The 24,558-nt window shown below is 60.1% G+C and carries 25 protein-coding genes; 20 read left to right on the plus strand and 5 right to left on the minus strand.

All coding sequences use genetic code 11. The annotated features are described in order from the left end of the window. Window positions 1-102: 102 nt before the first annotated feature. The 4 genes from JWU58_RS08240 (at window position 103) to JWU58_RS08255 (ending at window position 4,402) form a co-directional block, all read left to right on the plus strand. Window positions 103-816 carry a GntR family transcriptional regulator gene (locus JWU58_RS08240; protein ID WP_016770970.1) on the plus strand — a complete coding sequence of 238 codons (714 nt, stop codon included), beginning with the start codon at window positions 103-105 and terminating at the stop codon, window positions 814-816. After that, complete coding sequence (locus tag JWU58_RS08245) at window positions 813-1,811, plus strand: ADP-ribosylglycohydrolase family protein (RefSeq protein ID WP_206421740.1); 999 nt, start codon at window positions 813-815, stop codon at window positions 1,809-1,811. Before JWU58_RS08240 ends, JWU58_RS08245 begins: the two co-directional genes overlap by 4 nt. Window positions 1,812-2,013: 202 nt before the next feature. Continuing rightward, window positions 2,014-3,480, plus strand: a complete 1,467-nt coding sequence (locus tag JWU58_RS08250; protein ID WP_122700192.1) for a purine-cytosine permease family protein — start codon at window positions 2,014-2,016, stop codon at window positions 3,478-3,480. Continuing rightward, entirely contained in the window at window positions 3,473-4,402 is a 930-nt protein-coding gene (locus JWU58_RS08255; RefSeq protein WP_206421741.1) for a PfkB family carbohydrate kinase, read from the plus strand. Before JWU58_RS08250 ends, JWU58_RS08255 begins: the two co-directional genes overlap by 8 nt. A gap of 145 nt (window positions 4,403-4,547) precedes the next feature. On the opposite strand, the gene JWU58_RS08260 is transcribed toward JWU58_RS08255, so the two are convergent. From JWU58_RS08260 to JWU58_RS08270, 3 genes are all read right to left on the minus strand, one after another. After that, on the minus strand, window positions 4,548-4,928 hold the full coding sequence (locus JWU58_RS08260) for a Rho termination factor N-terminal domain-containing protein (RefSeq protein ID WP_206421742.1): 381 nt from the start codon (window positions 4,926-4,928) through the stop codon (window positions 4,548-4,550). 61 nt (window positions 4,929-4,989) lie between these two features. After that, window positions 4,990-5,247 carry a hypothetical protein gene (locus tag JWU58_RS08265; RefSeq protein WP_024013907.1) on the minus strand — a complete coding sequence of 86 codons (258 nt, stop codon included), beginning with the start codon at window positions 5,245-5,247 and terminating at the stop codon, window positions 4,990-4,992. A 44-nt stretch (window positions 5,248-5,291) separates the two neighbouring features. Next, complete coding sequence (locus JWU58_RS08270; protein WP_071173201.1) at window positions 5,292-5,636, minus strand: hypothetical protein; 345 nt, start codon at window positions 5,634-5,636, stop codon at window positions 5,292-5,294. A 387-nt stretch (window positions 5,637-6,023) separates the two neighbouring features. Between JWU58_RS08270 and JWU58_RS08275 the strand changes: the two genes are divergently transcribed. The 9 genes from JWU58_RS08275 to JWU58_RS08315 all read left to right on the plus strand — a co-directional run bounded on the left by JWU58_RS08275 (window position 6,024) and on the right by JWU58_RS08315 (window position 14,546). Next, window positions 6,024-6,503: a GNAT family N-acetyltransferase gene (locus tag JWU58_RS08275; RefSeq protein WP_016770628.1), complete on the plus strand. Its 480-nt coding sequence runs from the start codon at window positions 6,024-6,026 to the stop codon at window positions 6,501-6,503. 159 nt (window positions 6,504-6,662) lie between these two features. Next, a complete protein-coding gene (locus JWU58_RS08280) occupies window positions 6,663-7,325 on the plus strand; it encodes a hypothetical protein (RefSeq protein WP_110601673.1) in 663 nt (220 codons plus the stop codon). Further along, on the plus strand, window positions 7,322-7,816 hold the full coding sequence (locus tag JWU58_RS08285) for a PAAR domain-containing protein (RefSeq protein WP_073472301.1): 495 nt from the start codon (window positions 7,322-7,324) through the stop codon (window positions 7,814-7,816). Before JWU58_RS08280 ends, JWU58_RS08285 begins: the two co-directional genes overlap by 4 nt. Window positions 7,817-7,822: 6 nt before the next feature. Continuing rightward, window positions 7,823-8,563, plus strand: coding sequence for an alpha/beta hydrolase (locus JWU58_RS08290; RefSeq protein WP_206421743.1), 741 nt, complete (start codon window positions 7,823-7,825; stop codon window positions 8,561-8,563). 777 nt (window positions 8,564-9,340) lie between these two features. Then, window positions 9,341-10,330, plus strand: coding sequence for a 2-dehydro-3-deoxygalactonokinase (locus JWU58_RS08295; RefSeq protein ID WP_206421744.1), 990 nt, complete (start codon window positions 9,341-9,343; stop codon window positions 10,328-10,330). Between the two features lie 19 nt (window positions 10,331-10,349). Beyond that, window positions 10,350-10,970, plus strand: coding sequence for a 2-dehydro-3-deoxy-6-phosphogalactonate aldolase (locus JWU58_RS08300; RefSeq protein WP_122880402.1), 621 nt, complete (start codon window positions 10,350-10,352; stop codon window positions 10,968-10,970). 60 nt (window positions 10,971-11,030) lie between these two features. Continuing rightward, window positions 11,031-12,179 (plus strand): galactonate dehydratase, encoded by a 1,149-nt coding sequence (dgoD, locus tag JWU58_RS08305; protein ID WP_016770960.1) that lies wholly within the window; start codon window positions 11,031-11,033, stop codon window positions 12,177-12,179. 191 nt (window positions 12,180-12,370) lie between these two features. Then, on the plus strand, window positions 12,371-13,681 hold the full coding sequence (locus tag JWU58_RS08310; RefSeq protein ID WP_122611459.1) for an MFS transporter: 1,311 nt from the start codon (window positions 12,371-12,373) through the stop codon (window positions 13,679-13,681). A gap of 61 nt (window positions 13,682-13,742) precedes the next feature. Further along, on the plus strand, window positions 13,743-14,546 hold the full coding sequence (locus JWU58_RS08315) for an IclR family transcriptional regulator (protein ID WP_016770958.1): 804 nt from the start codon (window positions 13,743-13,745) through the stop codon (window positions 14,544-14,546). An 11-nt stretch (window positions 14,547-14,557) separates the two neighbouring features. On the opposite strand, the gene JWU58_RS08320 is transcribed toward JWU58_RS08315, so the two are convergent. After that, complete coding sequence (locus JWU58_RS08320; protein WP_016770957.1) at window positions 14,558-15,610, minus strand: NAD(P)-dependent alcohol dehydrogenase; 1,053 nt, start codon at window positions 15,608-15,610, stop codon at window positions 14,558-14,560. 190 nt (window positions 15,611-15,800) lie between these two features. On the opposite strand from JWU58_RS08320, the gene JWU58_RS08325 reads away from it, so the two are divergent. Continuing rightward, window positions 15,801-16,691 (plus strand): AraC family transcriptional regulator, encoded by an 891-nt coding sequence (locus JWU58_RS08325; protein ID WP_024013897.1) that lies wholly within the window; start codon window positions 15,801-15,803, stop codon window positions 16,689-16,691. Between the two features lie 185 nt (window positions 16,692-16,876). On the opposite strand, the gene JWU58_RS08330 is transcribed toward JWU58_RS08325, so the two are convergent. Then, window positions 16,877-18,541 (minus strand): electron transfer flavoprotein-ubiquinone oxidoreductase, encoded by a 1,665-nt coding sequence (locus JWU58_RS08330; RefSeq protein ID WP_024013896.1) that lies wholly within the window; start codon window positions 18,539-18,541, stop codon window positions 16,877-16,879. A 550-nt stretch (window positions 18,542-19,091) separates the two neighbouring features. Here JWU58_RS08330 and JWU58_RS08335 point away from each other — a divergent pair. The 6 genes from JWU58_RS08335 to JWU58_RS08360 all read left to right on the plus strand — a co-directional run bounded on the left by JWU58_RS08335 (window position 19,092) and on the right by JWU58_RS08360 (window position 24,496). Next, complete coding sequence (locus tag JWU58_RS08335) at window positions 19,092-19,841, plus strand: electron transfer flavoprotein subunit beta/FixA family protein (RefSeq protein WP_007908338.1); 750 nt, start codon at window positions 19,092-19,094, stop codon at window positions 19,839-19,841. Further along, window positions 19,842-20,771: an electron transfer flavoprotein subunit alpha/FixB family protein gene (locus tag JWU58_RS08340; protein WP_056788298.1), complete on the plus strand. Its 930-nt coding sequence runs from the start codon at window positions 19,842-19,844 to the stop codon at window positions 20,769-20,771. A gap of 81 nt (window positions 20,772-20,852) precedes the next feature. Further along, a complete protein-coding gene (locus JWU58_RS08345; protein WP_206421745.1) occupies window positions 20,853-21,674 on the plus strand; it encodes a substrate-binding periplasmic protein in 822 nt (273 codons plus the stop codon). Between the two features lie 9 nt (window positions 21,675-21,683). After that, window positions 21,684-22,046: a DUF4398 domain-containing protein gene (locus tag JWU58_RS08350; RefSeq protein ID WP_038860459.1), complete on the plus strand. Its 363-nt coding sequence runs from the start codon at window positions 21,684-21,686 to the stop codon at window positions 22,044-22,046. Continuing rightward, entirely contained in the window at window positions 22,043-22,855 is an 813-nt protein-coding gene (locus tag JWU58_RS08355; protein ID WP_024013894.1) for an OmpA family protein, read from the plus strand. Before JWU58_RS08350 ends, JWU58_RS08355 begins: the two co-directional genes overlap by 4 nt. Before the next feature lie 201 nt (window positions 22,856-23,056). After that, the gene (locus JWU58_RS08360; RefSeq protein WP_024013893.1) at window positions 23,057-24,496 is read left to right on the plus strand and encodes an aminotransferase-like domain-containing protein; all 1,440 of its coding nucleotides are present in this window, start codon (window positions 23,057-23,059) and stop codon (window positions 24,494-24,496) included. The last annotated feature ends 62 nt before the right edge of the window (window positions 24,497-24,558 follow it).

Here is a 24,558-nt window from a genome sequence, read left to right on the forward strand (position 1 = left end):
GAGAGGGCTAGGATGAGGGGCTCTTGATTTTGCTCTCTCCACCGGTCACCTCGCTCAAATTTTTGTTGCCCGCCCCGCCCCGTTTCGGTTATCAATTTGTACATGATTAGACAGGTACGATTCGACAAGAAGCAAAGGGTGGTCGACGAGCTCGTCCGACGCATCGAGAGCGGCCTCATGGAGGACGGCTTTCTGTTGCCCGGCGAACATCAGTTGGCTCAAGAATTCCAGGTCAGCCGTGGCACCTTGCGTGAGGCGCTGGCCGAACTGAAGCGGCGTAATTACATCGCCACGCAGAGCGGTGTCGGTTCCATCGTCACTTTCGACGGTGTCGCGCTGGATCAGCGCAGCGGCTGGGCGCAGGCGTTGGCAGACAGCGGGGCGCTGATCAATACCGAAGTGTTGCGCCTCGAAGCGGTGACTCGCCCGGATCTGCTGGTGCGTTTCGGCACTGATCAATTCATCACCCTCGACCGTCGCCGGCGCGCCACCGACGGTACGCTGGTGTCTCTGGAACGATCCTTGATGCCGGCCAACGGCGGCCTGGAAAGCCTGCCTCGCGTCGGTTTGATCGACAATTCCCTGACCATCACCCTGGCTGCCTACGGCTACATCGGCGAGCGCGGCGATCAGTGGATCGGCGCCGAGCCGCTGAATGCCGAAGACGCCGAGCTGCTCGGTCGCCCGGTCGGCACGGTGTTTCTCAAAGCCCTGCGCACCACCTACGACCGGCAGAACCGTTTCATGGAGCAGGTCGAAAGCCTGCTCGACCCGGTGCACTTTCGTCTGCACCTGCAATTCGGAGAATCGAAATGACCGCGCTCAACCGTGCGCTTGGCGCTTTCTATGGTCTGGCCCTGGGTGACGCGCTGGGCATGCCGACGCAATCGCTCGATCGTGAAACGATCAAGGCGCGCTTCGGCCAGATCACTGATCTGCAAGACGCCGGCCCACTGCAACCGATCGCCGCGAACATGCCCAAAGGCTCCATCACTGACGACACTGAACAGGCGATCCTGGTCGGCGAGTTATTGGTCGAAGGTCACGGCCGTATCGAACCGGCGGTTCTCGCCCAGCGCTTGATCGAATGGGAAGCCGAGATGCAGGCCAAAGGCTCGCAGGACTTGCTCGGCCCGTCGACCAAGCGCGCCATTGAAATGATCCTCGCCGGGCATTCCCCGGAAGAAGCCGGGCGTTATGGCACCACCAACGGCGCGGCGATGCGCATCACCCCGGTGGGCATTGCCGCGAACGTGGCCGATCCGCAGCGCTTCATTGCGGCGGTCGTGCAGGCTTGCCAAGTGACGCATAACACCACGCTGGGGATTTCCAGTGCGGCGGCGGTGGCGGCGGTGGTCTCCGCTGGCATCAATGACGTCGATCTCGGCGAGGCGCTGAACCTCGGCCAGCAGATCGCGCAGCAAGCCGAAGCGCACGGGCATTGGGTGGCTGGCGGGCGCATCGCCTCGCGCATCAGTTGGGCGCGCAGCATCAGTGTCGACAGCGACAAGGCGCTGCTGGCGGATCTGCTCTACGACGTGATCGGTACTTCGGTGGCGTCGCAGGAGTCGGTGGTGGTTTCATTCGCCCTGGCCCAGCAAGTGGCCATCGGTGAAATGACGGCATTCGAAGCGTTGTGTATGGCTGCCAGCCTGGGCGGCGACACGGATACCATCGCGGCGATTCTTGGCGCCATGCTCGGGGCTTGCCTGGGCCTTGAGTGCTGGCCGCGGCCGATGATCGAGACGGTGAAAGCTGTTAATCATCTCGAGCTTGAGCCGTTGGTGCAGGGGCTGTTGGCCTTGCGTTGACTGGCTGGCCTCTTCGCGAGCAGGCTCGCTCCCACAATTGGAATGCATTTCCTTGTGGGAGCGAGCCTGCTCGCGAAAGGGGCGGCGCATTTTTAAAGAATTCACACAGCAATGGATCGCACAGACAGGCCTCGGAAGGCCGGTTGTCTTGTCGTTTTGCATCATTGCCACAACCACAAAAAAGGCAAACAGGAGCATCTTCATGAGTTCATCAACCGCCGGGCAAAGCGTCGGGCAACTGGAAACCCGTGGCATCGAGCCGGTGCCGGAAGCCGAGTGCAACGGTCATCCGCTGCAACTGTTCTGGGTCTGGTTCGCGGCAAATATTTCCATCCTCGGGCTGCCGCTGGGCGCCACGCTGGTGGCGTTTCGCGGGCTGGCGATCTGGCAGGCGATCATCGTCGCGATTCTTGGTGCCGCCGGTTCGTTTGCCGTGGTCGGGATCATTTCGATTGCCGGGCGTCGTGGCCGCGCGCCGAGTCTGACGCTGTCGCGGGCAATCTTCGGCGTACGCGGCAACATCGGCCCGACGCTGGTTTCGCTGATGTCGCGTCTGGGTTGGGAAACCGTCAACACCACCACCGCTGCCTTCGTGCTGCTGTCGCTGTGTTCGATCCTGTTCGGCTCGCCGGTCGAGGCGAAAAGTGCGCCGCTACTGACGCTGATCTTTATCGCCATCTTCGTCCTGCTGACCTTGTCGGTGTCCGGCCTCGGCCACGCGACCCTGCTGGTGATCCAGAAGTGGGCGACGTACGTGTTCGGCGCGCTGAACATTCTCGTCGGTGGCTTCCTCTGCGCGACCATCGACTGGAGTGCGGTGTTCAACGCCACGCCAGCACCGCTGAGCGCAATGATCATCGGCATCGGCACCATGGCCGCCGGCACTGGTATCGGTTGGGCCAACGCTGGCGCTGACATGTCGCGCTATCAGCATCGCAGCGTCAAGGCTGTGCGCCTGGTGGCGTCGGCGGCGTTCGGCGCGGGCATTCCGCTGGTGCTGCTGATCACTCTCGGCGGCTTGTTGTCGGTGGGCAACAATGATCTGGCGTCGGCGACTGATCCGATCGTGGCGATCCGCGACATGCTGCCGACGTGGATGGCCGTGCCGTACCTGATCACCGCGTTCGGCGGTCTGCTGCTGTCGAACAACCTGTCGGTGTACTCCGCCGGCCTGACCACGCTGACCCTGGGCCTCAAGGTCAAACGGGTCTACGCGGTGGTGGTGGATATCGTCGCGATCTTCGCCGGCTCGATCTACTTCATGCTGATCGCCGACAGTTTCTACGGCCCGTTCATTACCTTCATTTCCCTGCTGGCAGTGCCGATCACTGCCTGGGTCGGGATCTTCGTGGTCGACCTGATTCACCGTCACTACTACAGCCCCAAAGACCTGCTCGACGTCAGCCCGAGCAGCGCCTACTGGTATCGCGGCGGCATCGAGTGGCGCGCGTTTGGTGCCTGGGCGATCGCTATCGTCCTCGGTTTCAGCTTTACCACCATCGGCACCACGGCGGAGAACGTCTGGTTCAAGGGCTTTTTGTCTGACTCCTGGCTGGGCCACAACGGCCTCGGCTGGATCGTGACCTTCGTCGTCGCCGGTGGCATTTACCTGATACTTGGTGGCGCGAAAGATCGCCGCGCCGCGCAACCCGAGAATGCTCATGCCTAAGATGTTGCACACCGGCCAGGTCATCATCGACCTGGTCATGGCCGTAAACAAACTGCCGCAGGTTGGCGGCGATGTGCTGGCGCAGTCGGCGGGGTTCGAAGCCGGCGGCGGTTTCAACGTGATGGCTGCTGCGGTGCGTAACGGTCTGCCGGTGGTTTACCTCGGTCGCCATGGCACGGGGCGTTTTGGTGACCTGGCGCGCCAAGCGATGCAGGCGGAAGGTATCTGCATCGGCATCCGCGAACCGGCCGAGCGCGATACCGGTCTGTGCGTGGCGCTGACCGATGCGTCTGCTGAACGCAGCTTCATTTCCTACATCGGCGCCGAAGGCGAGGTGACCGAGGACGATCTGAACAGCGTGGCTGCCGAGCCCGGCGATTACGTTTATCTCAGCGGTTACAGTCTGCTGCACGAGGGCAAGGCGCAGGCGTTGCTCGACTGGACGCTGGCGCTGCCGGCGTCGGTCAATGTGGTGTTCGACCCGGGGCCGTTGGTGGAGTCACCTGACGCGCCGATGATGCAGACGTTGCTGCCGCGCATTGATGTGTGGACCAGCAACAGTGTCGAGGCGCTGCGGTTTACCGGAGCTGATGAGATTGGTATCGCGATGGATCGCCTCGCGGAACTGCTGCCGGAAAATGTACTGATGGTTGTGCGTGACGGGCCGCAGGGGTGCTGGATTCAGCAGCGTGGCGAGCGTCGACAGGTGCCGGGGTTTGCTGTCAAAGCAGTGGACAGCAATGGCGCCGGCGATGCACATGCCGGGGTGTTTATTGCTGGATTGGCGCAGGGGTTGGAGGCACCGGAAGCGGCGCGGCGGGCCAATGCGGCAGCGGCACTGGCGGTGACTCGCTGGGGACCGGCTACATCGCCGGGTACGGCGGAGGTGGATGCGTTTATCCGCGAGTCCTGCGGCGACTGACATGAGGCCTTCGCGAGCAAGCTCGCTCCCACATTGGATCTACGTCGTACACAAATCTTCTGTAGGAGCTGCCGAAGGCTGCGATCTTTTGATCTTGAAAAGCACAAGATCGCAATCTTCGGCAGCTCCTACAGTGGGCGTCGTTCTAGCTCGCCTTGCGCAACGCCTCAATCAACTCCTGCTTGCGCATCGAAGACCGCCCCGGAATGTTCTTTGCCCGGGCCTCTTTCATCAGGCTATCGACAGTCTGCGTATCCTTCGAAGTCTCGCTGTTGCGTGAATGGCCCTTGCGGCTGGCCACCGCGCGGCGCGATGACTCTTTGCGATCTCCCGATTTGGCACTGGCGGGCTTCTTGCGCCCCGAGCCGCCGGACTTCTCACCGCCACCGGACTGTTTGTTGACCGTCGCCCAAGCGCGCGCCTCAGCCTCATCTTTCGACACGCCCTTTTTCTCATAGCTGTCTTCGATGTGCTCGGCTTTGCGCTTCTGTTCGCTGGTGTATTTGTCTTTGCTTCCACGAGGCATGGGATTTCTCCTCAAGTTGCGGATCCGGCCGCTCGCCGCTTCGACGGCGAGCGGCTTGGCACTACTGCAGATCCAGTTTGCGCGCCGCTTCGACGCCGGCAGAACTCAGCTTGATCGGCAGGTTCAGCGAGTGTTCGCCCGCTTCGCTCAAGGTCACATGACCATGATGAATCAGCCCGCGATCCTGCAGGGCGGCGAGGGCGCTGGCCACGACTTTCTCGCCCCGGTAATTGTCCAGCACCTCCTTGCCCAAGCCATTGGGATGCGCGTGCAGCAGGCGGGTGAGGACTTCTTTTTCCAGGTCTTTGTCGACGTTCATGGTTACCTCTTCATGGGAGTGAATAGGGCGCTCGCGTCGGCGAACTACTGACCGGCACCTTCGGAACCGGAGCCACCGGTGGTGGTTTTCGAGCCGACACCGGGGCCGGCATTGTCAGGCGCAGTGGCAGGAGAATCAGGCGTGTTCATGCCACCCTGACGCCCCGGATCGCTGCCTTGAGTGCGCGGATCGGTGCCGGTGGCGGGTGGCTGATTGATCAGCGGCACGCCGGAACCATCGGTATTCATACCGGGGGCACTGTTAATGGCGGGCGCGCGTGGCGGGGTCGGATCGGTAGGGCCAGTGCCCGCTGCCGTAGACGAGGCGGCGAACACCGCAGGGCAGAGCAGGGCGCTGAAGACTAAAGCGGTCAACCTTGACGGGATCATAGGGCTTCTCCAGTGATTGGAATCCTTACACTTGGTTGGTCAGCCCTGATGACGGATTGGTGCCTGATGATCGACGAACGGTCTTCGCCGGGGTCATGTGGCTGCTGTTCAGACGATACCGATCGCTAGTGTTTCCGGCGGCGCAAAACAGTTAACGGTCATAAGCATCCTTTCAGAATTCGCGATATCAACTGTGGGAGCGAGCCTGCTCGCGAAAGCGTCATTTCAGTCAGACGTTGATTCAACTGACAGAATGCTTTCGCGAGCAGGCTCGCTCCCACAAGGGCAACAGTGTTCAGCAAATTGGGCAGATCAGTATGTTTGCCATGTGACGAGCGCAGCTGCGCGCCTTAGTATGGCGCTTTAATTTGCAGACAAGGCCCGTTCATGACGATCGAAATCCGCCCGGCGACCCCCAGCGATGCGCCGCAAATCCTCACCTTCATCACCGAACTGGCAGATTTCGAGAAGGCCCGTCACGAAGTCATCGCCAGCGTCGCTGACATCGAACGCAGCCTGTTCGGCGAAGGCGCCACCGCCCACGGCCTGATCTGCCTGCGCGACGGCTTGCCGATCGGCTTCGCGGTGTTCTTCTTCAGTTATTCAACGTGGCTGGGCAGCAATTGCCTGTACCTCGAAGACCTCTACATCACCCCCGAACAACGTGGCGGCGGCGCCGGCAAAACCCTGCTGCGCCACCTGGCAAAAATCGCCTGCGCCAACGACTGCGGCCGCTTCGAATGGAGCGTGCTGGAATGGAACACCCCGGCCATCGAATTCTATAAATCGCTCGGTGCGCAACCGCAGGAGGAATGGGTGCGGTATCGCATGGATGGCAAGGTGTTGCGCGAATTTGCCGAGGGCTGAGCACAATGATGGCAATCTACTGCTGATTCAGTTGTCGCCACCGCTCTAGTCCGGCATTCTGTGCGCCATTTTTGCGCGCTCACGGACGACACCTGCAATGCATCTGGCAAAATTTCTCCGCGCCTGTGGAGCCCTCGCTGCGTCAATGAGTGACCAGCTATGAGCGGACTGCAGGCGTCCATGCGTCTGTATGGTCTGGTGAAAACTACCGGCTCTTCTGACGACCCGAATCGACAGGCTGTGGAAATTCTCTGCATGGCCCAGCGCACTGGCGGCGTGGCTATACGGGCTTTCGTGTCGCGGCTTGATGCCGAGTTGATGACGCGCAGTGCCGACCTTGGCGACTACCGCGTGGTAGCGCTGAGAACCTTTGATCCCACAGCGATTATCGACGCCCATCAAGGCTGGCTGATGCTGCACGTCTGTTGCGGCTTCGTCGCTCTCGCCGGCCATTCTCTGTTGAAAAACGGTGCGTTGATCCCGATGGGCTGGCACGTCTACTCCGAAGTGGGGCGCTGGACCTCCAGGCATCATCTGGACCTTGGCGTGGAAATGGGCGACTTGCTGCAATCGGCTTTCGAGCGCAATCACCTGCGCAACTACAACGCCTGGCTCAACGAACTTGATGATGCAACGCCTGCCGAGTTGAGGTGGCAAGCCGACGAAGCCTGGCGTGCCATGCAAACCGCCACATCACCTGTAAGCCGTGAGCATTGTCATGCTCTGTTCGACCCGGTCGACAATCGCTGGCGCTTTGCCGCGACCGACATCGACATCTATCAGCCATCCCCGGCACCCCTTAAGCAAGGAGCTTTGAATTGAGTGGTAAACCCGCAGCACGCGTCACCGACCCGACTGCTTGCCCATTGCCAGGTCACGGCACCAATCCGATTGTCTCCGGCTCGCCGAACGTATTCTTCGACGGCCTCGCTGCTGCACGCATGACCGATAAATCAGCGTGTGGCAGCCCTATCACCGGAGCGGTCTCCGGCACTGTTTTCATTAACGGCCTGAATGCCGCGATGCTCGATAGCACTGGTGGGCATGGCAATGTCGTGATCGGTGGCTCGGGCACGGTGATCATCGGCCAAAGTGGGGGAGGGGCCGCATTTAGTGGGCTGTTGCCGATGCCGGTGCATTTCACTGACAGGTTGCAAGTAGTCAATCAGGACACCGGAGAGCCGGTCTCTTATCACCCTTACATCATTCAGCGGGGTGACGGCAGTGAAGAGTCTGGCGTGACGGATGCGGCGGGATTTACCCATACCGTCAGTTCGCACCTGGCTGAGACGATTAAATTATTTGTGGAGTAATTAGAGATGGCAAATGGAAGTGCTACAGCAGAGGCTCCACCACCGCCAATGGCGAAAAGTGATCCGGTGAGTCATACACTTACTTGCAAGACAGATCAATCGGTCAAGCAAGTAACAGTAAGCGTCCGTGATGCAATGGTTTTTCTTGTTGGTGGAGCTGGCGATCAGGAACGGTATTACGTTGATGGTCCCAATCACAATGTCGACTATGTGCGAGACATGGTCGACGCGGACATCGAAGCGCTGGAAATACAGAAATCTTGTACGACGTTGCCTCTTGGTTATAACTCATTTATGAGTGAGGAGGATTTGGAGCGTAACGTTATTCGAAAAATTCCAAGTTGCAATACTGCGATTTATATCATTGGCCACAGTTTGGGCGGCTGGAACGGTGCTCATTTGTCTGCGATTTTAACCGAGCGCGGTTTCAAAATAAAAATTTTGGTGACCCTGGATCCCGTAGGACACGGCAAAATCGTATATGGTATTTCGAAAATATATCGTCAGGTTCCCAAGCCTAAAGCGCAGTATTGGGTAAATATCAGGGCAGCTGCGGTCGATTGGAACCTGTCAGATCTGGTTGCAGACTTCGGTGAGCAGTGGGAGATCTCCGAAGGACCGAACGTCATGGGGCGGCTCGATATCAATCACGCAGATGCCAACTCTATGTATGCTCACGCCTTGCCCGGTGGAAAGTCAGCGCGACAGATTGTAGCGGAGTCAATATTCAAATGGATTAAGGGGTAACTACCTGTGAAGGTTTTAATCTTGACAATATGTATGTCGGTACTCTCGGCTTGTTCTTTGAATCATGGTCGGCCCATTGCTAACCTCAAATACGAAAAGACAGAGCGGCTTCGTACTACCGGAATTTATCAAGTTTATTTCAAGTCCGACGTGGAACTTCTCGGCCTGTTCAAGTCGTCTATAGGGCGTGGGCTGGTCTGCTCGTTGACGAATGACCTTGATTTCTCTCAGGCACACCGAATTAAACAGTCCGGCTTCGGGTTTATCGAGAGGGTTTCGCCGGACTCGTTAATCTATAGAGCAGATGTCCTTTTTGACGAGTCGGTAGACGGTGAGGGGGGAGAAAGGCGCCTGAAAGGGGAAACACTGGATCCCTTTTTAAAAGCCAGAGATTCCTTTTCCTGTGTTTATAGAGTCCACTCCACTACATACAAGACGTATTTTTCGAAGATTATGCGGGTACCTAGCGCGGATTTGCTGACAACTGGACCTGCAAAATAAAAAGTATCCCGTCCGGCCTTGCCTCTTTCGAGGGCCGCTCTCCCTGAGTATTTCCCGACCGCAGCGGCATGGCGAACCTTGCATTTTTGTCCGTGCAAGCCTGACTCGGCCCTTCGATCGCCATCGTTGCAGCCCAAGAGGGGGCGCTTTGAGTGAGGTGATACCGTTACTGTTGATTTTCCCATAATGTGGGATTGCTATTTATATATTGAGATTTCCCGTCCCTCGGGTTTATAGTCCATCGCACTCACTGCCAAAAACAAAACAGGTGAAGCGATGCAGGCGCAATTGATCGCGCTCGATTGGGGGACGACCTCATTACGTGCTTACAAACTCGCGGCGGACGGTGTGGTGCTGGAGCAGCGTGCGCTGTCGTCCGGGATCATGCAGTTGCCCAAGACCCCGCGAATCATCCACGGCCGTGAATGCGCCGATGGTTTTGAACTGGCCTTCGACGAGGCCTGTGGTGACTGGCTTGATGTGCAGCCGGATCTGCCGGTAATCGCTTGCGGCATGGTCGGCAGTGCGCAGGGCTGGCGCGAAGCGGCTTACTGCGAGACGCCGGCCGACGTCGCCCATCTCGGAAATTCCCTACAAACCGTTGTCAGTCTGCGCGGTACGCCGGTGCATATCGTCCCGGGCGTGATTCAGCGTTCGCGACTGCCGAATGTAATGCGTGGCGAAGAAACCCAAGTCCTCGGCGTGCTGCAAAGTCTGCCGGTCGAGGCGGGTAGCGATCTGCTGATCGGCCTGCCCGGCAGCCACTCGAAATGGGTGGATGTGGTCGATGGCCGCATCACCCATTTCGACACCTTCATGACCGGCGAAGTGTTTGCCGTGCTCAGCGAGCACAGCATCCTCGGTCGTACCCAACAACCGAGCGCGACCTTCGATGCGCAGGCGTTCGATCGTGGTGTGCAAATCGCGCTGTCGGCGGATGCCGAGCTCGGTGTGCTGTCGACCTTGTTCAGCGCCCGTACCCTCGGCCTGACCGGCGAACTGAGCCCGAGCGCTCAGGCGGATTATCTCTCCGGCCTGATGATCGGCCATGAGCTCGCCGCACTCGCCAATGTGCAGCGGCGCCGGCGCAATCAAGCGAATCTTCCATCGATCGTGCTCATCGGCAATGCGCAGCTGTGCGCGCGTTATCGCCGTGCCCTCGACGCCTGCGGCTTTGCTCAGGTGTCGCTGGCCGAGCAGGCTACCGAACGTGGCTTATGGCAACTGGCGCGCGCCGCCGGACTGATCGATTCCTCATCCCGTTAACCCTGACTGGAGGCCTGACATGCTCAAGCAAGCACTGGCACAAAACGGTCTGATCGCGATTTTGCGTGGCCTGCAACCGCAGGAAGCGGCGGCTGTCGGAGAAGTCCTGTATTCCGCCGGATTTCGCGTCATCGAAGTACCGCTCAATTCCCCATCGCCGTACGAAAGTATTCGCATCCTGCGTGATGCGCTGCCCGCCGATTGCCTGATCGGTGCCGGCACGGTGCTCAGCCCCGAGCAGGTCGAGCAGGTCAAAGCGGCTGGCGGCCAAGTGATCGTCATGCCGCACAGCGATGCCAAGGTGTTGCGCGCGGCGAAAGCGGCGGGGCTGTACCTGTCGCCGGGCGTGGCTACGCCGACCGAAGCCTTCGCCGCACTGGCTGAGGGCGCGGACATTCTCAAGCTGTTTCCGGCCGAACAAATGAACCCGGCGGTCGTCAAGGCCTGGCTCGCGGTATTGCCAGCCGGCACGGTGCTGGCGCCGGTCGGCGGCATTACGCCGGACAACATGCAGGCCTTTATCGACGCCGGTGTGAAAGGTTTCGGTCTCGGTTCCGGCCTGTTCAAACCGGGCATGACGCCCGATCAGGTGGCGGTCAATGCCAAGGCCTACGTGGCTGCCTGGAAAGCCCTGCGTTGAGAATTTTGGCGCTGTGTGCGCTGCATCTAATAAAAGCTGCATTTACAAAAGAGAGCAGAGATGAAAATCACCAAACTCACGACCTTCATCGTTCCGCCGCGCTGGTGCTTCCTCAAGGTCGAAACCGACGAGGGCGTGACCGGTTGGGGCGAGCCTGTGGTTGAAGGGCGCGCCCATACCGTAGCGGCTGCGGTGGAAGAATTGTCCGACTACCTGATCGGCAAAGACCCACGCAATATCGAAGACATCTGGACCGTGCTCTATCGCGGTGGCTTCTACCGTGGCGGCGCGATTCACATGAGCGCGCTGGCCGGTATCGATCAGGCGTTGTGGGACATCAAGGGCAAGGCCCTCGGCGTGTCGGTCAGCGATCTGCTCGGTGGCCAGGTGCGCGACAAGATTCGTGTCTATTCGTGGATCGGCGGCGACCGTCCGGCCGACACCGCGCGTGCGGCGAAAGAAGCAGTGAGCCGTGGTTTCACGGCGGTGAAAATGAACGGCACCGAAGAACTGCAGTTCCTCGACACCTTCGAGAAAGTCGACCTCGCCCTGGCCAACGTTGCCGCCGTGCGTGATGCGGTGGGGCCGAACGTCGGTATCGGCGTCGACTTCCACGGCCGCGTGCACAAGCCGATGGCCAAGGTGCTGATGAAGGAACTCGACCCGTACAAACTGATGTTCATCGAAGAACCGGTGCTCAGCGAAAACTACGAAGCATTGAAAGAACTGGCGCCGCTGACCAGCACGCCGATTGCCCTCGGCGAGCGGCTGTTCTCGCGTTGGGACTTTAAACGGGTGTTGAGCGAAGGCTACGTCGACATTATCCAGCCGGATGCCTCCCACGCTGGCGGCATCACCGAAACCCGCAAGATCGCCAACATGGCCGAAGCCTACGACGTCGCGCTGGCGCTGCATTGCCCACTGGGGCCGATCGCCCTGGCGGCGTGTTTGCAACTCGACGCGGCTTGTTACAACGCGTTTATCCAGGAGCAGAGCCTCGGCATCCATTACAACGAGAGCAACGACTTGCTCGACTATGTGAAGGATCCGCGCGTGTTCGACTACGACCAGGGCTTCGTGAAGATTCCGAACGGCCCGGGGCTGGGCATCGAGATCAACGAGGAGTACGTGATCGAGCGTGCCGCCGTCGGCCATCGCTGGCGCAACCCGATCTGGCGTCATGCCGATGGCAGCTTTGCCGAGTGGTGAGTCTCTGACTCGCTAGCATCAGATCGTTCCCACGCTCTGCGTGGGAATGCCTCAATGGACGCTCTGCGTCCGCTGCTGGGACGCGGAGCGTCCCGGGCTGCATTCCCACGCGGAGCGTGGGAACGATCAGTTCTCCGAGGGAGAGGAGATCTGCGTCATGACCTCAACAAACATAAAAAGAGGCATCTCTCATGCAAACGCACACCCTCTCCGGGCAGGCGTCTTTAGTCACGCCTAGCCGCAAGCGATTTTTCATCATGGTGTTGCTGTTCATCACCGTGGTCATCAACTACCTCGACCGCAGCAACCTGTCGATTGCCGCGCCGGCGCTGACCAGTGAGCTGGGCATCGATCCGGTACACGTCGGTCTGATCTTCTCCGCCTTCGGCTGGACTTACGCTGCCATGCAGATCCCCGGCGGCTGGCTGGTCGATCGCGTGCCGCCGCGCATCCTTTACAGCGTCGCGCTGCTGCTGTGGTCGGTGGCCACGGTGATGCTCGGTTTCGTCAGCAGCTTCATCGCGCTGTTCGTGCTGCGCATGGCCGTCGGTGCGCTGGAGGCGCCGGCCTATCCGATCAACAGCCGCGTGGTCACCACCTGGTTTCCTGAGCGCGAGCGCGCCACGGCGATCGGTTTCTACACCTCCGGACAGTTTGTCGGCCTGGCCTTCCTGACCCCGGTGCTGGCGTGGCTGCAACATGCATTCGGCTGGCACATGGTGTTCGTCGCCACCGGTGCGGTGGGCATTCTCTGGGCAGTGATCTGGTACGCGGTGTATCGCGAGCCGCGCGATTTCAAAGGCACCAATCAGGCGGAAATCGACCTGATCCGCGAAGGCGGCGGGCTGGTCGATATCCAGGCCGAGGCGGCCAAGGTCAAAGCCAAATTCAGTTGGACCGATCTGGGCATCGTCCTCAGCAAGCGCAAGTTGTGGGGCATCTACCTCGGCCAGTTCTGCCTGAACTCGACGCTGTGGTTCTTCCTCACCTGGTTTCCGACCTATCTGGTGAAATATCGCGGCATGGACTTCATCAAGTCCGGTCTGCTCGCATCGCTGCCGTTTCTTGCCGCGTTCGTCGGCGTGTTGTGCTCGGGATTCTTTTCCGACTTCCTGATTCGTCGCGGCTACACCGTGGGCTTCGCGCGCAAGCTGCCGATCATTGGCGGGCTGCTGATTTCGACTTCGATCATCGGCGCCAACTTCGTCGAATCGACACCCTTGGTGATTGCCTTCCTCGCCCTGGCATTTTTCGGCAACGGTCTGGCGTCGATCACCTGGTCACTGGTGTCGACGCTGGCACCGGCGCGGTTGCTCGGTCTGACCGGTGGCGTGTTCAACTTCATCGGCAACCTGTCGGCGATTGCTACGCCGATCGTGATCGGCTTCCTCGCCAGCGGCGATTCGTTCGCGCCGGCGATCACCTACATCGCCGTGCTCGCACTGGTCGGTGCCTTGTCCTACGTGCTGCTGGTGGGCAAGGTCGAGCGTATCGAGTTGTAGTGCTCAGTCTCGGGCGACCATAATGCCGCCCGTTCCTTCGCTCAACGGTAAAAGGCTGGATATGCAGGAAGACGCCCCGGAAAAAACCAAGGACGCCGCGCCCACCGGCACCCAGACGCTGCTGCGCGGCCTCGGTGTGGTGCAGGCGGTGGCCAGTGGCGCGCGTGATCTCAAGGAGATTGCCCGGCTGATCGGCACCACGCGCAGCACCACCCATCGTCTGGCCAGTTGCCTGGTCGACGAGCGTTATCTGCGCGTGGTGCCGCAGATCGGTTATCTGCTCGGGCCGAAACTGATCGAACTGGGCTTTCAAGCCCGTGAAGAGTTGCCGCTGGTGACCCTGGCCGGGCCGTATCTGGACGAGCTCTCGGCACTGACTGGCGATACCGTGCACCTCGGAATCCGCGAAGGCGACGAAGTGCTGTACCTGCTGAAGAATCCAGGACGCAACGGCCCGGAAATGCGCTCGCGGGTTGGCCATCGCATGCCGCTGGTGCGCACCGGGATCGGCAAGGCCTTGATGCTCGATGATTCGCCGCAGGATTGGCGGCGGCTGTACGACATCAGCCTGCCGGCAGGTGGGAAAAGTCAGTTCTGGCCGCAGCATCCGCAGCAGTCGTGGGAACAGCTTGAGCAGCGCATGGGCGAATACGTTGCCGGTGGCTACGCGTTCGATCTGGAAGACAACGAACCGTCGATCCGCTGCGTGGCGGCGCCGATTCGTGATGCGAGCAAGGGCATCGTCGCGGCGATCAGTATCGCCAGCACCGTGCCGTACATGCCGCTGGAAAAAATGGCCGAGTTGATCCCCCTGCTGAAAGGGGTCACAACCCGGCTGTCGGCGGAGCTGGGCTTGAAGGTGTAAGCCGTGAAGGTTTAAGCCTTCAGCGTCGCCATGTCGATGACGAAGCGGTACTTCACATCACCGGCAATCATCCGCGCATAGGCTTCGTTGATCTGGCGGATGTCGAGCATTTCGATGTCGCAGGTGATGTTGTGCTCGGCGCAGAAATCCAGCACTTCCTGGGTCTCGGCGATACCACCGATCAAGGATCCGGCCAGTACGCGGCGGCTCATCACCAGTTTGCCGGCGTGAACGGGCGGGTTCACCGGCTCGATCAGGCCGACCAGAATGTGCACGCCGTCGAAACGCAGGGTGTCGAGGTACGGGTTCAAATCGTGCTGCACCGGAATGGTATCGAGCAGGAAGTCGAAGTAGCCGGCCGCGGCCTTCATCTGCTCGGCGTCGGTGGAGACGATGACGTGATCGGCGCCCTGACGGCGACCTTCTTCAGCCTTGCTCGCCGAACGGGTGAACAGCGTGACTTCCGCGCCCATGGCCTTGGCGAACTTGATGCCCATGTGGCCGAGGCCGCCCATGCCGAGAATCCCGACCTTGTCACCGGCCTTGACGCCGTAGTGCTTGAGCGGCGAGTAAGTGGTGATGCCGGCGCAGAGAATCGGTGCGGCGCTGGCCAGAGCGAGTTTCTCGGGGATGCGCACAACGAAGTGTTCGCTGACCACGATGCTGTCGGAATAACCGCCCATGGTGTTGCTGCCATCGACCCGGTCCGGGGTGGCGTAAGTCATGGTCGGGCCTTCGAGGCAATATTGCTCGAGGTTCGCCTGGCAGGCTTCGCAGCTGCGGCAGGAGTCGACCATGCAGCCGACGCCAACCAGATCGCCTACCTTGTGACGGGTGACATTCGCACCGACAGCGGTGACTTTTCCGACGATCTCATGGCCAGGCATCAGCGGATAAACGGCGATGCCCCATTCATTGCGTGCCTGGTGAATGTCGGAATGGCAGACGCCGCAGTAGAGAATTTCGATCGCCACGTCGTCGGCGCGCGGGCTGCGGCGTTCGAATTTCATCGGGGCGAGGGGAGTGGTGGCCGATTGGGCGGCATAGCCGATGGCGGTGTACATGGGTGACCTCGCAAAAACAGTGACAAGTGAGGCGGTGAATTCTGGCCGCCAGAGGCGGGTGCGGCCATGACGATTTCTCCGGGTCTCATGCCTAATCCTCCGGCATGCGGGTTTCGGCGATCGCATTGGCCAGCGGATCTGCGATGATGTTTTCATCCCCTTTTCCGTGAATTTTACGAAGACCTATTCGATGCAGTTGACCCGTCATCTTGATGCCAATGCCCGGCTGGTTTCGTTGATCGAACCGCTGGCGCTGCGCGATGGCTACAGCCAGACCGGCCTGCCCGGTGTGCAGATTTTGCGCGCCAGTTGCGACGTCGCCCGTGGCCCGCATATCTACGAGCCGAGCCTGATGATCATCGCCCAGGGCAGCAAACTGGCGTTCCTCGGCCCACGGACCATGGAATATGGCGCCGGGCATTACCTGATCCAGGCGCTGCCGGTGCCGTTCGAATGCGAAACCTTTGCCTTGCCCGATGCGCCATTGCTCGGTGTGTCGGTGGCGATCGATCGCGTCCTGCTCGGCGAACTGGTGCTGGCCATGGGGCTGGCGCCGGGTCGGCATATTCCGGCGCAGACGCCGGAGTCGATGACCTCGGTGGTGCTCGACGATGGCATGCGCGGTTGTGTCGAACGGCTGCTCAGCTGTCTGCACGATCCGCTGGAATGCCAGATTCTCGGCCCGGCACGGGTTCGCGAGTTATTGTTCGTCGCGCTGCGCGGACCGCAAGCGGATGTGTTGCGGGCGTTGGTCGAGCAACAAGGGCAATTCGCCCGGGTGGCGGCGTCGATCAGCCATCTGCATGCGCATTACACCGAGCCGCTGAATGTCGAGACACTGGCCAGTTGCGCGAACATGAGCGTGTCGACGTTTCATGAGCATTTCAAACGCAGCACGCTGTTGTCGCCGGTCCAGTATCTGAAGCGTTTACGTTTGTTGAAGGCGCAGACGCTGCTGGTGGCGGAGGGGCTGGGCGTGGCGCAGGTGGCGCATCGAGTGGGGTATCAGAGCACGTCGCAATTCAGTCGCGAATACAAGCGTTACTTCGAACGCAGCCCGGGGGAAGAGCGCGCTGCCTGATCCGCTGAAGATCCCCTGTAGGAGTGAGCCTGCTCGCGAAGGCGGTGTATCAGTCGACATCATCTTTTTATGACACACCGCTTTTCGCGAGCAGGCTCGCTCCCACAGTTGTTTTGTGGTGGCAGAGGAATTTTGGGCAACAAAAAGGCCCCCATTTCGGGAGCCTTGTTGTTCAGCGTTTCGACTTACATGTTCGGGTAAGTCGGGCCGCCGGCGCCTTCCGGCGCGACCCAGGTGATGTTCTGCGCAGGGTCCTTGATGTCACAGGTCTTGCAGTGCACGCAGTTCTGGGCGTTGATCTGGAAGCGCTTCTCGCCGTCTTCCTTGGTGATCACTTCGTATACGCCGGCCGGGCAGTAACGCTGCGCCGGTTCGTCGTACAGCGGCAGGTTTTTGCTGATCGGAATGCTCGGATCGGTCAGCTTCAAGTGGCACGGCTGCTCTTCTTCGTGGTTGGTACCGGAGATGAACACCGAGCTGAGTTTGTCGAAACTCAGTTTGCCGTCAGGTTTCGGGTAATCGATCTTCTTGCAGTCGGCCGCGAGCTTGAGGCAGGCGTAATCCGGCTTGGTGTCGCGCAGGGTGAACGGCAGTTTGCCGCCGAAGATGTTCTGATCCAGCCAGTTGAAACCACCGCCGATGATCGCGCCGTACTTGTGAATCGCCGGGCCGAAGTTACGGCTGGCGAACAGTTCTTCGTGCAGCCAGCTGTTCTTGAATGCGTCGACGTAAGTGGTCAGTTCGACGGTGCAATCCTGCTCGGCGAACAGCGCATCGGCCACCGATTCCGCCGCGAGCATGCCGGACTTCATCGCGGTGTGGCTGCCTTTGATCTTGGCGAAGTTCAGGGTGCCGAGGTCGCAACCGATCAGCGCGCCGCCCTTGAAGACCATTTTCGGCAGCGAGTTCAGGCCGCCCTTGGCGATGGCGCGGGCGCCATAGCTGACGCGCTTGCCGCCTTCCAGATATTGCTTGAGCACCGGGTGATGCTTGAGGCGCTGGAACTCATCGAACGGCGACAGGTAAGTGTTGCTGTAGGACAGGTCGACGATCAGACCGACCACCACCTGATTGTTTTCCAGGTGATAGAGGAACGAGCCGCCGGTGTTCTCGGTGCCCATGATGTCCAGCGGCCAGCCGGCGGTGTGCACCACCAGGCCTGGCTGATGCTTGGCCGGGTCGATTTCCCAGATTTCTTTCAGGCCGATGCCGTAGTGCTGAACGTCGGCATCGCTGTCGAGGTTGTAGCGTTTGATCAGTTGCTTGCCGATGTGGCCACGGCAGCCTTCGGCGAACAGCGTGTATTTGCCACGCAGTTCCATGCCCGGGGTGTACAGGCCTTCTTTCGGATGGCCTTCACGGTCGACGCCCAGATCACCGGTGATGATCCCGCGCACCACACCGTTTTCATCGATCAGCGCTTCCTGAGCGGCGAAGCCAGGGTAGATTTCCACACCGAGGTTTTCCGCCTGCTGAGCCAGCCAGCGGCACAGGTTGCCCAGGGAGATGATGTAGTTGCCTTCGTTGTGCATGGTCTTGGGCACAAAGAAGTCAGGAATCTTCTGCGCGCTGTCAGCGTTTTTCAGCACGAAAATGTCATCGCGTGTGACGGGCGTGTTCAGCGGCGCGCCGAGTTCCTTCCAGTCCGGGAACAGTTCGTTCAGGGCGCGGGGTTCGAACACCGCTCCGGAGAGGATGTGTGCGCCGACTTCGGAGCCTTTTTCGACCACGCAGACGCTGATTTCCTTACCGGCGTCAGCGGCCTTCTGCTTCAAGCGGCAGGCGGCGGACAGACCAGCGGGGCCGGCACCGACGATGACGACGTCGAATTCCATGTATTCGCGTTCCACAGGCTATCTCCTACTCAAGGCTCAACAGTTTTTTTTCTAATATGGAGGTTTGATCTCGCATCCGTATTGCCTTTACGTTAACGTCAAAGGGAATATTGGCGAATCCACCTTTCTCTCTAGGCGGCGCATTATATCTACACCACTCCGAGCGTCCAATACAAACGTTTGTTTGAATCGCCTCCAGCCCTGATAAATCAAAGAAGCGCGGCTTATGACAGGGCATTTTGGCGTATTGACCAGAATGGGCGTTCCGGTCAAGATACGGGCGGTTTTGCGCTCGCCGTAGGCAGACTGGCGGTTTCAAGAGCACCTCTAAAGACAGGGCACAGGCAGTAGACGGTGATGCGCAGCGCAAGTCCGGCGCGCAGTTTACACAGCGTAAGAATGAATGACCCGACAGTCACCCCTGACGAACGGTCACCTCCCTTCGCGAAGTGAATCACCTCACATTCAAGCCGGCGTTTTTAGAGGTGCCCTTGTCGCCCGATGAGCATCATCCGCCAGGTTCGCCTAGGCGACTTTCTTTTCACCGGAGAGTAACGAGGAATCCATGAAGGTTCTTGTAGCTGTCAAACGCGTTGTGGATTACAACGTCAAGGTCCGCGTCAAGGCGGACAATTCCGGCGTCGACCTCGCCAACGTCAAGATGTCGATGAACCCATTCTGCGAAATCGCCGTGGAAGAAGCCGTACGCCTGAAAGAGAAGGGCGTTGCGACTGAAATCGTCGTCGTCTCCATCGGCCCGACCACCGCTCAGGAGCAGCTGCGTACCGCACTGGCTCTGGGTGCCGATCGCGCCATCCTCGTCGAATCCGCTGAAGACCTGACCTCGCTGGCCGTGGCCAAGCTGCTCAAGGCTGTCGTCGACAAGGAACAGCCGCAGCTGGTGATCCTCGGCAAACAGGCGATCGACAGCGACAACAACCAGACCGGCCAGATGCTCGCGGCACTGAGCGGCTACGGTCAGGGCACCTTCGCTTCGAAAGTCGAAGTCTCCGGCGACAGCGTTGCCGTGACCCGCGAAATCGACGGCGGCGCGCAGACCGTTTCGCTGAAACTGCCAGCCATCGTCACCACCGACCTGCGTTTGAACGAGCCGCGCTACGCGTCCCTGCCAAACATCATGAAAGCCAAGAAGAAGCCTCTCGAAGTGCTGACTCCGGACGCTTTGGGCGTTTCCACCGCCTCCACCAACAAGACCCTGAAAGTCGAAGCGCCGGCTGCACGCAGCGCGGGCATCAAGGTCAAGTCGGTGGCTGAACTGGTTGAAAAACTCAAGAACGAAGCGAAGGTAATCTAAATGACTATCTTGGTTATTGCTGAACACGACAACAAAGTGCTGGCCCCGGCCACGCTGAACACCGTGGCCGCTGCTGCCAAAATCGGCGGCGACATCCACGTTCTGGTAGCAGGTCAGGGCGCAGGCCCGGTGGCCGAAGCCGCGGCTAAAATCGCTGGCGTGAGCAAAGTCCTGAATGCTGACAACGCCGCTTACGCGCATCAGCTGCCGGAAAACGTTGCTCCTCTGGTTGCAGAGTTGGGCAAGAATTACAGCCACATCCTGGCTGCCGCCACTTCCAACGGCAAAAACATCCTGCCGCGCGTTGCTGCTGCGCTGGACGTTGACCAGATCTCCGAGATCATTTCGGTCGAAAGCGCTGACACTTTCAAGCGCCCGATCTACGCCGGTAACGCCATCGCTACCGTGCAATCGACCGCCGCGATCAAAGTGATCACCGTGCGTGCCACCGGTTTCGATCCGGTTGCTGCTGAAGGTGGTTCGGCTGCCGTTGAAGCCGTTGGCGCTGCGCACGACGCCGGTACTTCGAGCTTCGTCAGCGAAGAGCTGGCCAAGTCCGACCGTCCTGAGCTGACCGCTGCCAAGATCGTCGTTTCCGGCGGTCGCGGCATGCAGAACGGTGACAACTTCAAACACCTGTACGCGCTGGCCGACAAGCTCGGCGCTGCTGTTGGCGCTTCGCGCGCTGCGGTCGACGCAGGTTTCGTACCGAACGACATGCAGGTCGGTCAGACCGGCAAGATCGTTGCGCCACAGCTGTACATCGCCGTCGGTATCTCCGGCGCGATCCAGCATCTGGCCGGCATGAAAGACTCCAAAGTGATCGTTGCGATCAACAAGGACGAAGAAGCGCCGATCTTCCAAGTGGCCGATTACGGTCTCGTGGCGGATCTGTTCGAAGCAGTACCTGAGCTGGAGAAGCTGGTCTAATCCGGCGGCTTCACTTATAAAGAGCCCGGCCTGTTGGTCGGGCTTTTTTTTGTTTCGAATTTCAAGCGGGAGCGTTTTGCCATGGATCTGCGCTGCGGATGGTTGTTGGGATTGGTGCTGTTGCCAGGTTTGGCCATGGCCGCTGGCAAGTGCGAGCGCCTGGTCGTCACCGGCAGCCCTGACGCGCCGCCGTACTTGTGGCAGGACCCGCAAAACCCCAAGCGCTTGATCGGCGCCAGTGCCGATCTGTTGCAGCAAGTGGCCAAGGATCTGGGCATCAAAGTCGACCTGCTGTATGCCGGCAAACGCTCACAGGCCCTCGATGAAGTGCGCAGCGGGCGCATGGACATGCTGGCCGACGCGCCGCTGACCGTGAATGAGCTGGAGAACTTCGACTTCATTCATCCGCCACTGCTGGAAAACGACTACCTAGTGTGGACCCGCAAAGGCTCGACGCTGACCTATGCCGAGTCCAGCGACCTGAAAGGCCATGCCGGCGCGGTGTCGGAAAAGTCGCGGATGACCCAGGCATTCGGCACTTTCGCCGAGCAGAATCTGACCCTGACCCGCACAGCAAACCTTACCGAGGCACTACAGAAGTTGCTGTTGGGCGAGGTGGAATATGTCCTCGCCGGACGTTACTCAGGCCTTGCCGCCGCGCAGACATTGGGCATGACCAGCGATCTGCTGGCGTTCGAGCAACCCATTGATCGCCCGGGTCTGTTCCTCGCGGTTTCGCATAACTCGGCCTGCAACGATCCGTGGTTGCGCGGACAGCTCGCCAAAAAGATGACAGAATTGCCCGCGTCCGGACTGACGGAAGCCGCGTTGCAACGCAACATCGAGCGCTGGAAGGCGCAACAGCAACAGCCGCCACTACCTGTCAGTGCCCCAAAACAGTAGGGATTCTTAGTGAGTATTCGACCTCTTTTCGCGGCTGTGGCCGTTCTGGCCCTGGCCGGGTGCGCATCCGATCCGGCACCCAGTGAACAAATGCGTTTGACCGAACAAGCCATCGTGCAGGCCAAGGCAGTCGGCGCCACCGCTGACGAAGTGCCGGAAATGCAACTGGCCGAAACAAAATACAACCGCGCCAAAGGCAGCATGGCCGACGAGTCCTATCGCAACGCGCGCATGCGTGCCGAGCAGGCCGAACTGGATGCACGTCTGGCCGAGGCCAAGGTGCTGACGAAAAAAAGTGAAGAACAGCTGAATGTGCTCAATACCCGCATTGTCCGCCTGCGCAAGCAGCTGCAACTGGGGGAAGCACAATGAGCCTCAAGTCCAATGCTCTCGGCATTCTGCTTCTTGCCGGTTGCGCCAGCCTCTACGGCTGCGCCGGCCAGCACAGCGAGGCTGCGCTGCAACAGGCCGGCGCTGATTTCCAGAAGGTCAAGGAAGATTCCAATGTGCTGCGCATCGCGCCGAAAGACGTGATCCGCGCCGGTGAGTCCCTGGCCCGCGCCGATCGGCTGTCGACCTATTGGGGCAGCGGTGCCGACGTGGTGCATTACGCCTACCTGAGCCAGCGCTACAGCGAAATCGCCCGCGAGCACACCAATCAGGCGCTCAACGAGGAGCGCGCAGCCAAGCTCGAGCTTGAGCGCCAGCGACTGCAACTGGCTCTGCGCGAGTCGAAACTGCTCAGCGTGCAGCAGCAGGGCAAGTGGCTGGAGGAACAGATCGTGGCGCTGGCCACCACTCAGACCGATCGGGGTCTGGTGATGACCCTCGGCGACGTGTTGTTCGACACCGGCCAGGCTGAACTGAAAAACTCGGCCAACCGCGTCGTACTGAAGATCGTCCAGTTCCTGCAACTGAATCCCAAGCGCGTTGTGCGCATCGAGGGTTACACCGACAGCACCGGTGGCAGACAGGAAAACCTCAAACTGTCCCGCGATCGTGCGCAATCGGTGGCTGACGTGCTGGTCGATCTGGGTATCGACGAAAAACGCATTCAGGTCGAAGGTTACGGCGACCAGTTCCCGGTCGATGCCAACGCCTCCGAGCGTGGCCGGGCGCAGAACCGCCGCGTAGAAATCGTGTTCTCTGACGAAAAAGGCCAGCTCGGCGCCGCCCGCTGAGGGCTGCGTCTCTGGAAAGCCCGGACTGTCATGCAGTGCCGGGCTTTTTTGTGTCTGTCGATTGCCGCGCAAAACCGTACAGATGGGGCAGACACCGCACTGTAAGGTCGAGTAATCTGGCAACTGTCCCAGTACACTTCTAAACTGTTCCGGTATTGTTTCAGACAAGAATAAAATGCCCGTGAAATCGAGTGCTGCGTCATGACCAATCTCTTGCTCTACCAACGTATTGCTCAGCAACTGGCCGAAGACATCCGCCGTGGTGTCTATCAACCGGGGGAGCGCGTGCCTTCGGTGCGCAAGATGAGTTCGCAGCTCAACGTCAGCCATGCGACGGTGTTGCAGGCGTATGCCAACCTTGAAGATCAGGGCCTGATCCGCGCCCGGCCGCAGTCGGGTTACTACGTACACCAGACCCCGGCGCTGACCGCGCCGACGCCGGACATTGCCCGGGTCGAACGGCCGGGGCTGGTGACGCGCAGCAGCATCATTCAACAGGTATTGGTCGAATCCCGCCGCGAAGGCGTGTTTCCGCTGGGCGCTGCGGTGCCGAGTGTCGATTATCTGCCGGTGCGCGCGCTGCATCAGCAACTGGCCAAGGTCACCCGCTTCCACAGCCCTCGGGCGTTCAGCTACATGTTCAGCCCCGGCTTCGAACCGCTGCGCCGGCAAGTGGCGATCCGCATGCGTGACGCTGGCGTGGTTGTCGATCCGTCGGAAGTGGTGATCACCCACGGCTGTGTCGACGCCTTGCAGATGTCGTTGCGCGTGCTGACCCGGCCGGGCGATCTGATCGCTGCCGAATCGCCGACCTATTACGGCCTGCTGCAACTGGCCGATCTGCTCGGCCTGAAAGTCATCGAAATCCCCAGCGATCCCGCCACCGGCATGAGCCTGGAGGCCTTGCAACTGGCCGCCAACCAATGGTCGATCAAGGCGCTGGTGCTGACCACGCGCCTGAGCAACCCCCTCGGCGGAACCATGCCGGAAGAGAGGCAGAAACAGTTGTTGCGTCTGGCCTCGGATTTCGACATTCAGATTGTCGAAGACGATATCTACGGCGAACTGATGTTCGAGCAGGGCCGCACCAAAGCGCTGAAAGCCTACGACCGCCTGGATCGGGTGATCTACTGCTCGAGCTTCTCCAAAACCCTATCACCGGGTGTGCGCATCGGCTGGATGATCGCCGGCAAATACCAACAGGAAATCCAGCGCCTGCAAACCTTCAGCACCCATTCGGCGTGCAGCGTTACGCAGATGGCGATTGCCGCGTATCTGGAAAACGGCGGTTATGACCGGCATTTACGCTACATCCGTCAGGAGTACCGGAAAAACCTCAGCGCGTTCCAGCTGGCGGTGCAGCAGCACTTCCCCGAGGGCACGCAAATGTCCCGGCCTACGGGCGGTTTCATCCTCTGGGTGAGCTTGCCGGGGCGGGTCAATACTCAGGAATTGCATGTCCGCGCGCTGCAACAAGGCATCAGCATCGCGCCGGGGCTGATCTTCAGTAATACCGAGCAGTTCAACCACTGCATCCGCCTTAACTGCGGCATTCCGTGGAACCGCGAAGCGGAGCGGGCGCTGATGACGCTGGGTCTGTTGGCCACCCAACTGTGTCAGGAAACCGCTGGCGGATTCTGAACGGGGAGGGCGCTGAGGCTTGTCATGTGACGCACAACAGGCGAGCATGTGGCCCTCTGCCG

This window comes from Pseudomonas atacamensis, assembly GCF_017167965.1.
Taxonomy (GTDB): domain Bacteria; phylum Pseudomonadota; class Gammaproteobacteria; order Pseudomonadales; family Pseudomonadaceae; genus Aquipseudomonas; species Aquipseudomonas atacamensis.

Bases quoted from the DNA above. Each gene is read 5' to 3' on its own strand.
- JWU58_RS08240 (WP_016770970.1), top strand. From the start codon at position 103: ATGATTAGACAGGTACGATTCGACAAGAAGCAAAGGGTGGTCGACGAG.
- JWU58_RS08245 (WP_206421740.1), top strand. From the start codon at position 813: ATGACCGCGCTCAACCGTGCGCTTGGCGCTTTCTATGGTCTGGCCCTG.
- JWU58_RS08250 (WP_122700192.1), top strand. From the start codon at position 2,014: ATGAGTTCATCAACCGCCGGGCAAAGCGTCGGGCAACTGGAAACCCGT.
- JWU58_RS08255 (WP_206421741.1), top strand. From the start codon at position 3,473: ATGCCTAAGATGTTGCACACCGGCCAGGTCATCATCGACCTGGTCATG.
- JWU58_RS08260 (WP_206421742.1), bottom strand. From the start codon at position 4,928: ATGCCTCGTGGAAGCAAAGACAAATACACCAGCGAACAGAAGCGCAAA.
- JWU58_RS08265 (WP_024013907.1), bottom strand. From the start codon at position 5,247: ATGAACGTCGACAAAGACCTGGAAAAAGAAGTCCTCACCCGCCTGCTG.
- JWU58_RS08270 (WP_071173201.1), bottom strand. From the start codon at position 5,636: ATGATCCCGTCAAGGTTGACCGCTTTAGTCTTCAGCGCCCTGCTCTGC.
- JWU58_RS08275 (WP_016770628.1), top strand. From the start codon at position 6,024: ATGACGATCGAAATCCGCCCGGCGACCCCCAGCGATGCGCCGCAAATC.
- JWU58_RS08280 (WP_110601673.1), top strand. From the start codon at position 6,663: ATGAGCGGACTGCAGGCGTCCATGCGTCTGTATGGTCTGGTGAAAACT.
- JWU58_RS08290 (WP_206421743.1), top strand. From the start codon at position 7,823: ATGGCAAATGGAAGTGCTACAGCAGAGGCTCCACCACCGCCAATGGCG.
- JWU58_RS08295 (WP_206421744.1), top strand. From the start codon at position 9,341: ATGCAGGCGCAATTGATCGCGCTCGATTGGGGGACGACCTCATTACGT.
- JWU58_RS08300 (WP_122880402.1), top strand. From the start codon at position 10,350: ATGCTCAAGCAAGCACTGGCACAAAACGGTCTGATCGCGATTTTGCGT.
- dgoD (WP_016770960.1), top strand. From the start codon at position 11,031: ATGAAAATCACCAAACTCACGACCTTCATCGTTCCGCCGCGCTGGTGC.
- JWU58_RS08310 (WP_122611459.1), top strand. From the start codon at position 12,371: ATGCAAACGCACACCCTCTCCGGGCAGGCGTCTTTAGTCACGCCTAGC.
- JWU58_RS08315 (WP_016770958.1), top strand. From the start codon at position 13,743: ATGCAGGAAGACGCCCCGGAAAAAACCAAGGACGCCGCGCCCACCGGC.
- JWU58_RS08320 (WP_016770957.1), bottom strand. From the start codon at position 15,610: ATGTACACCGCCATCGGCTATGCCGCCCAATCGGCCACCACTCCCCTC.
- JWU58_RS08325 (WP_024013897.1), top strand. From the start codon at position 15,801: ATGCAGTTGACCCGTCATCTTGATGCCAATGCCCGGCTGGTTTCGTTG.
- JWU58_RS08335 (WP_007908338.1), top strand. From the start codon at position 19,092: ATGAAGGTTCTTGTAGCTGTCAAACGCGTTGTGGATTACAACGTCAAG.
- JWU58_RS08340 (WP_056788298.1), top strand. From the start codon at position 19,842: ATGACTATCTTGGTTATTGCTGAACACGACAACAAAGTGCTGGCCCCG.
- JWU58_RS08345 (WP_206421745.1), top strand. From the start codon at position 20,853: ATGGATCTGCGCTGCGGATGGTTGTTGGGATTGGTGCTGTTGCCAGGT.
- JWU58_RS08355 (WP_024013894.1), top strand. From the start codon at position 22,043: ATGAGCCTCAAGTCCAATGCTCTCGGCATTCTGCTTCTTGCCGGTTGC.
- JWU58_RS08360 (WP_024013893.1), top strand. From the start codon at position 23,057: ATGACCAATCTCTTGCTCTACCAACGTATTGCTCAGCAACTGGCCGAA.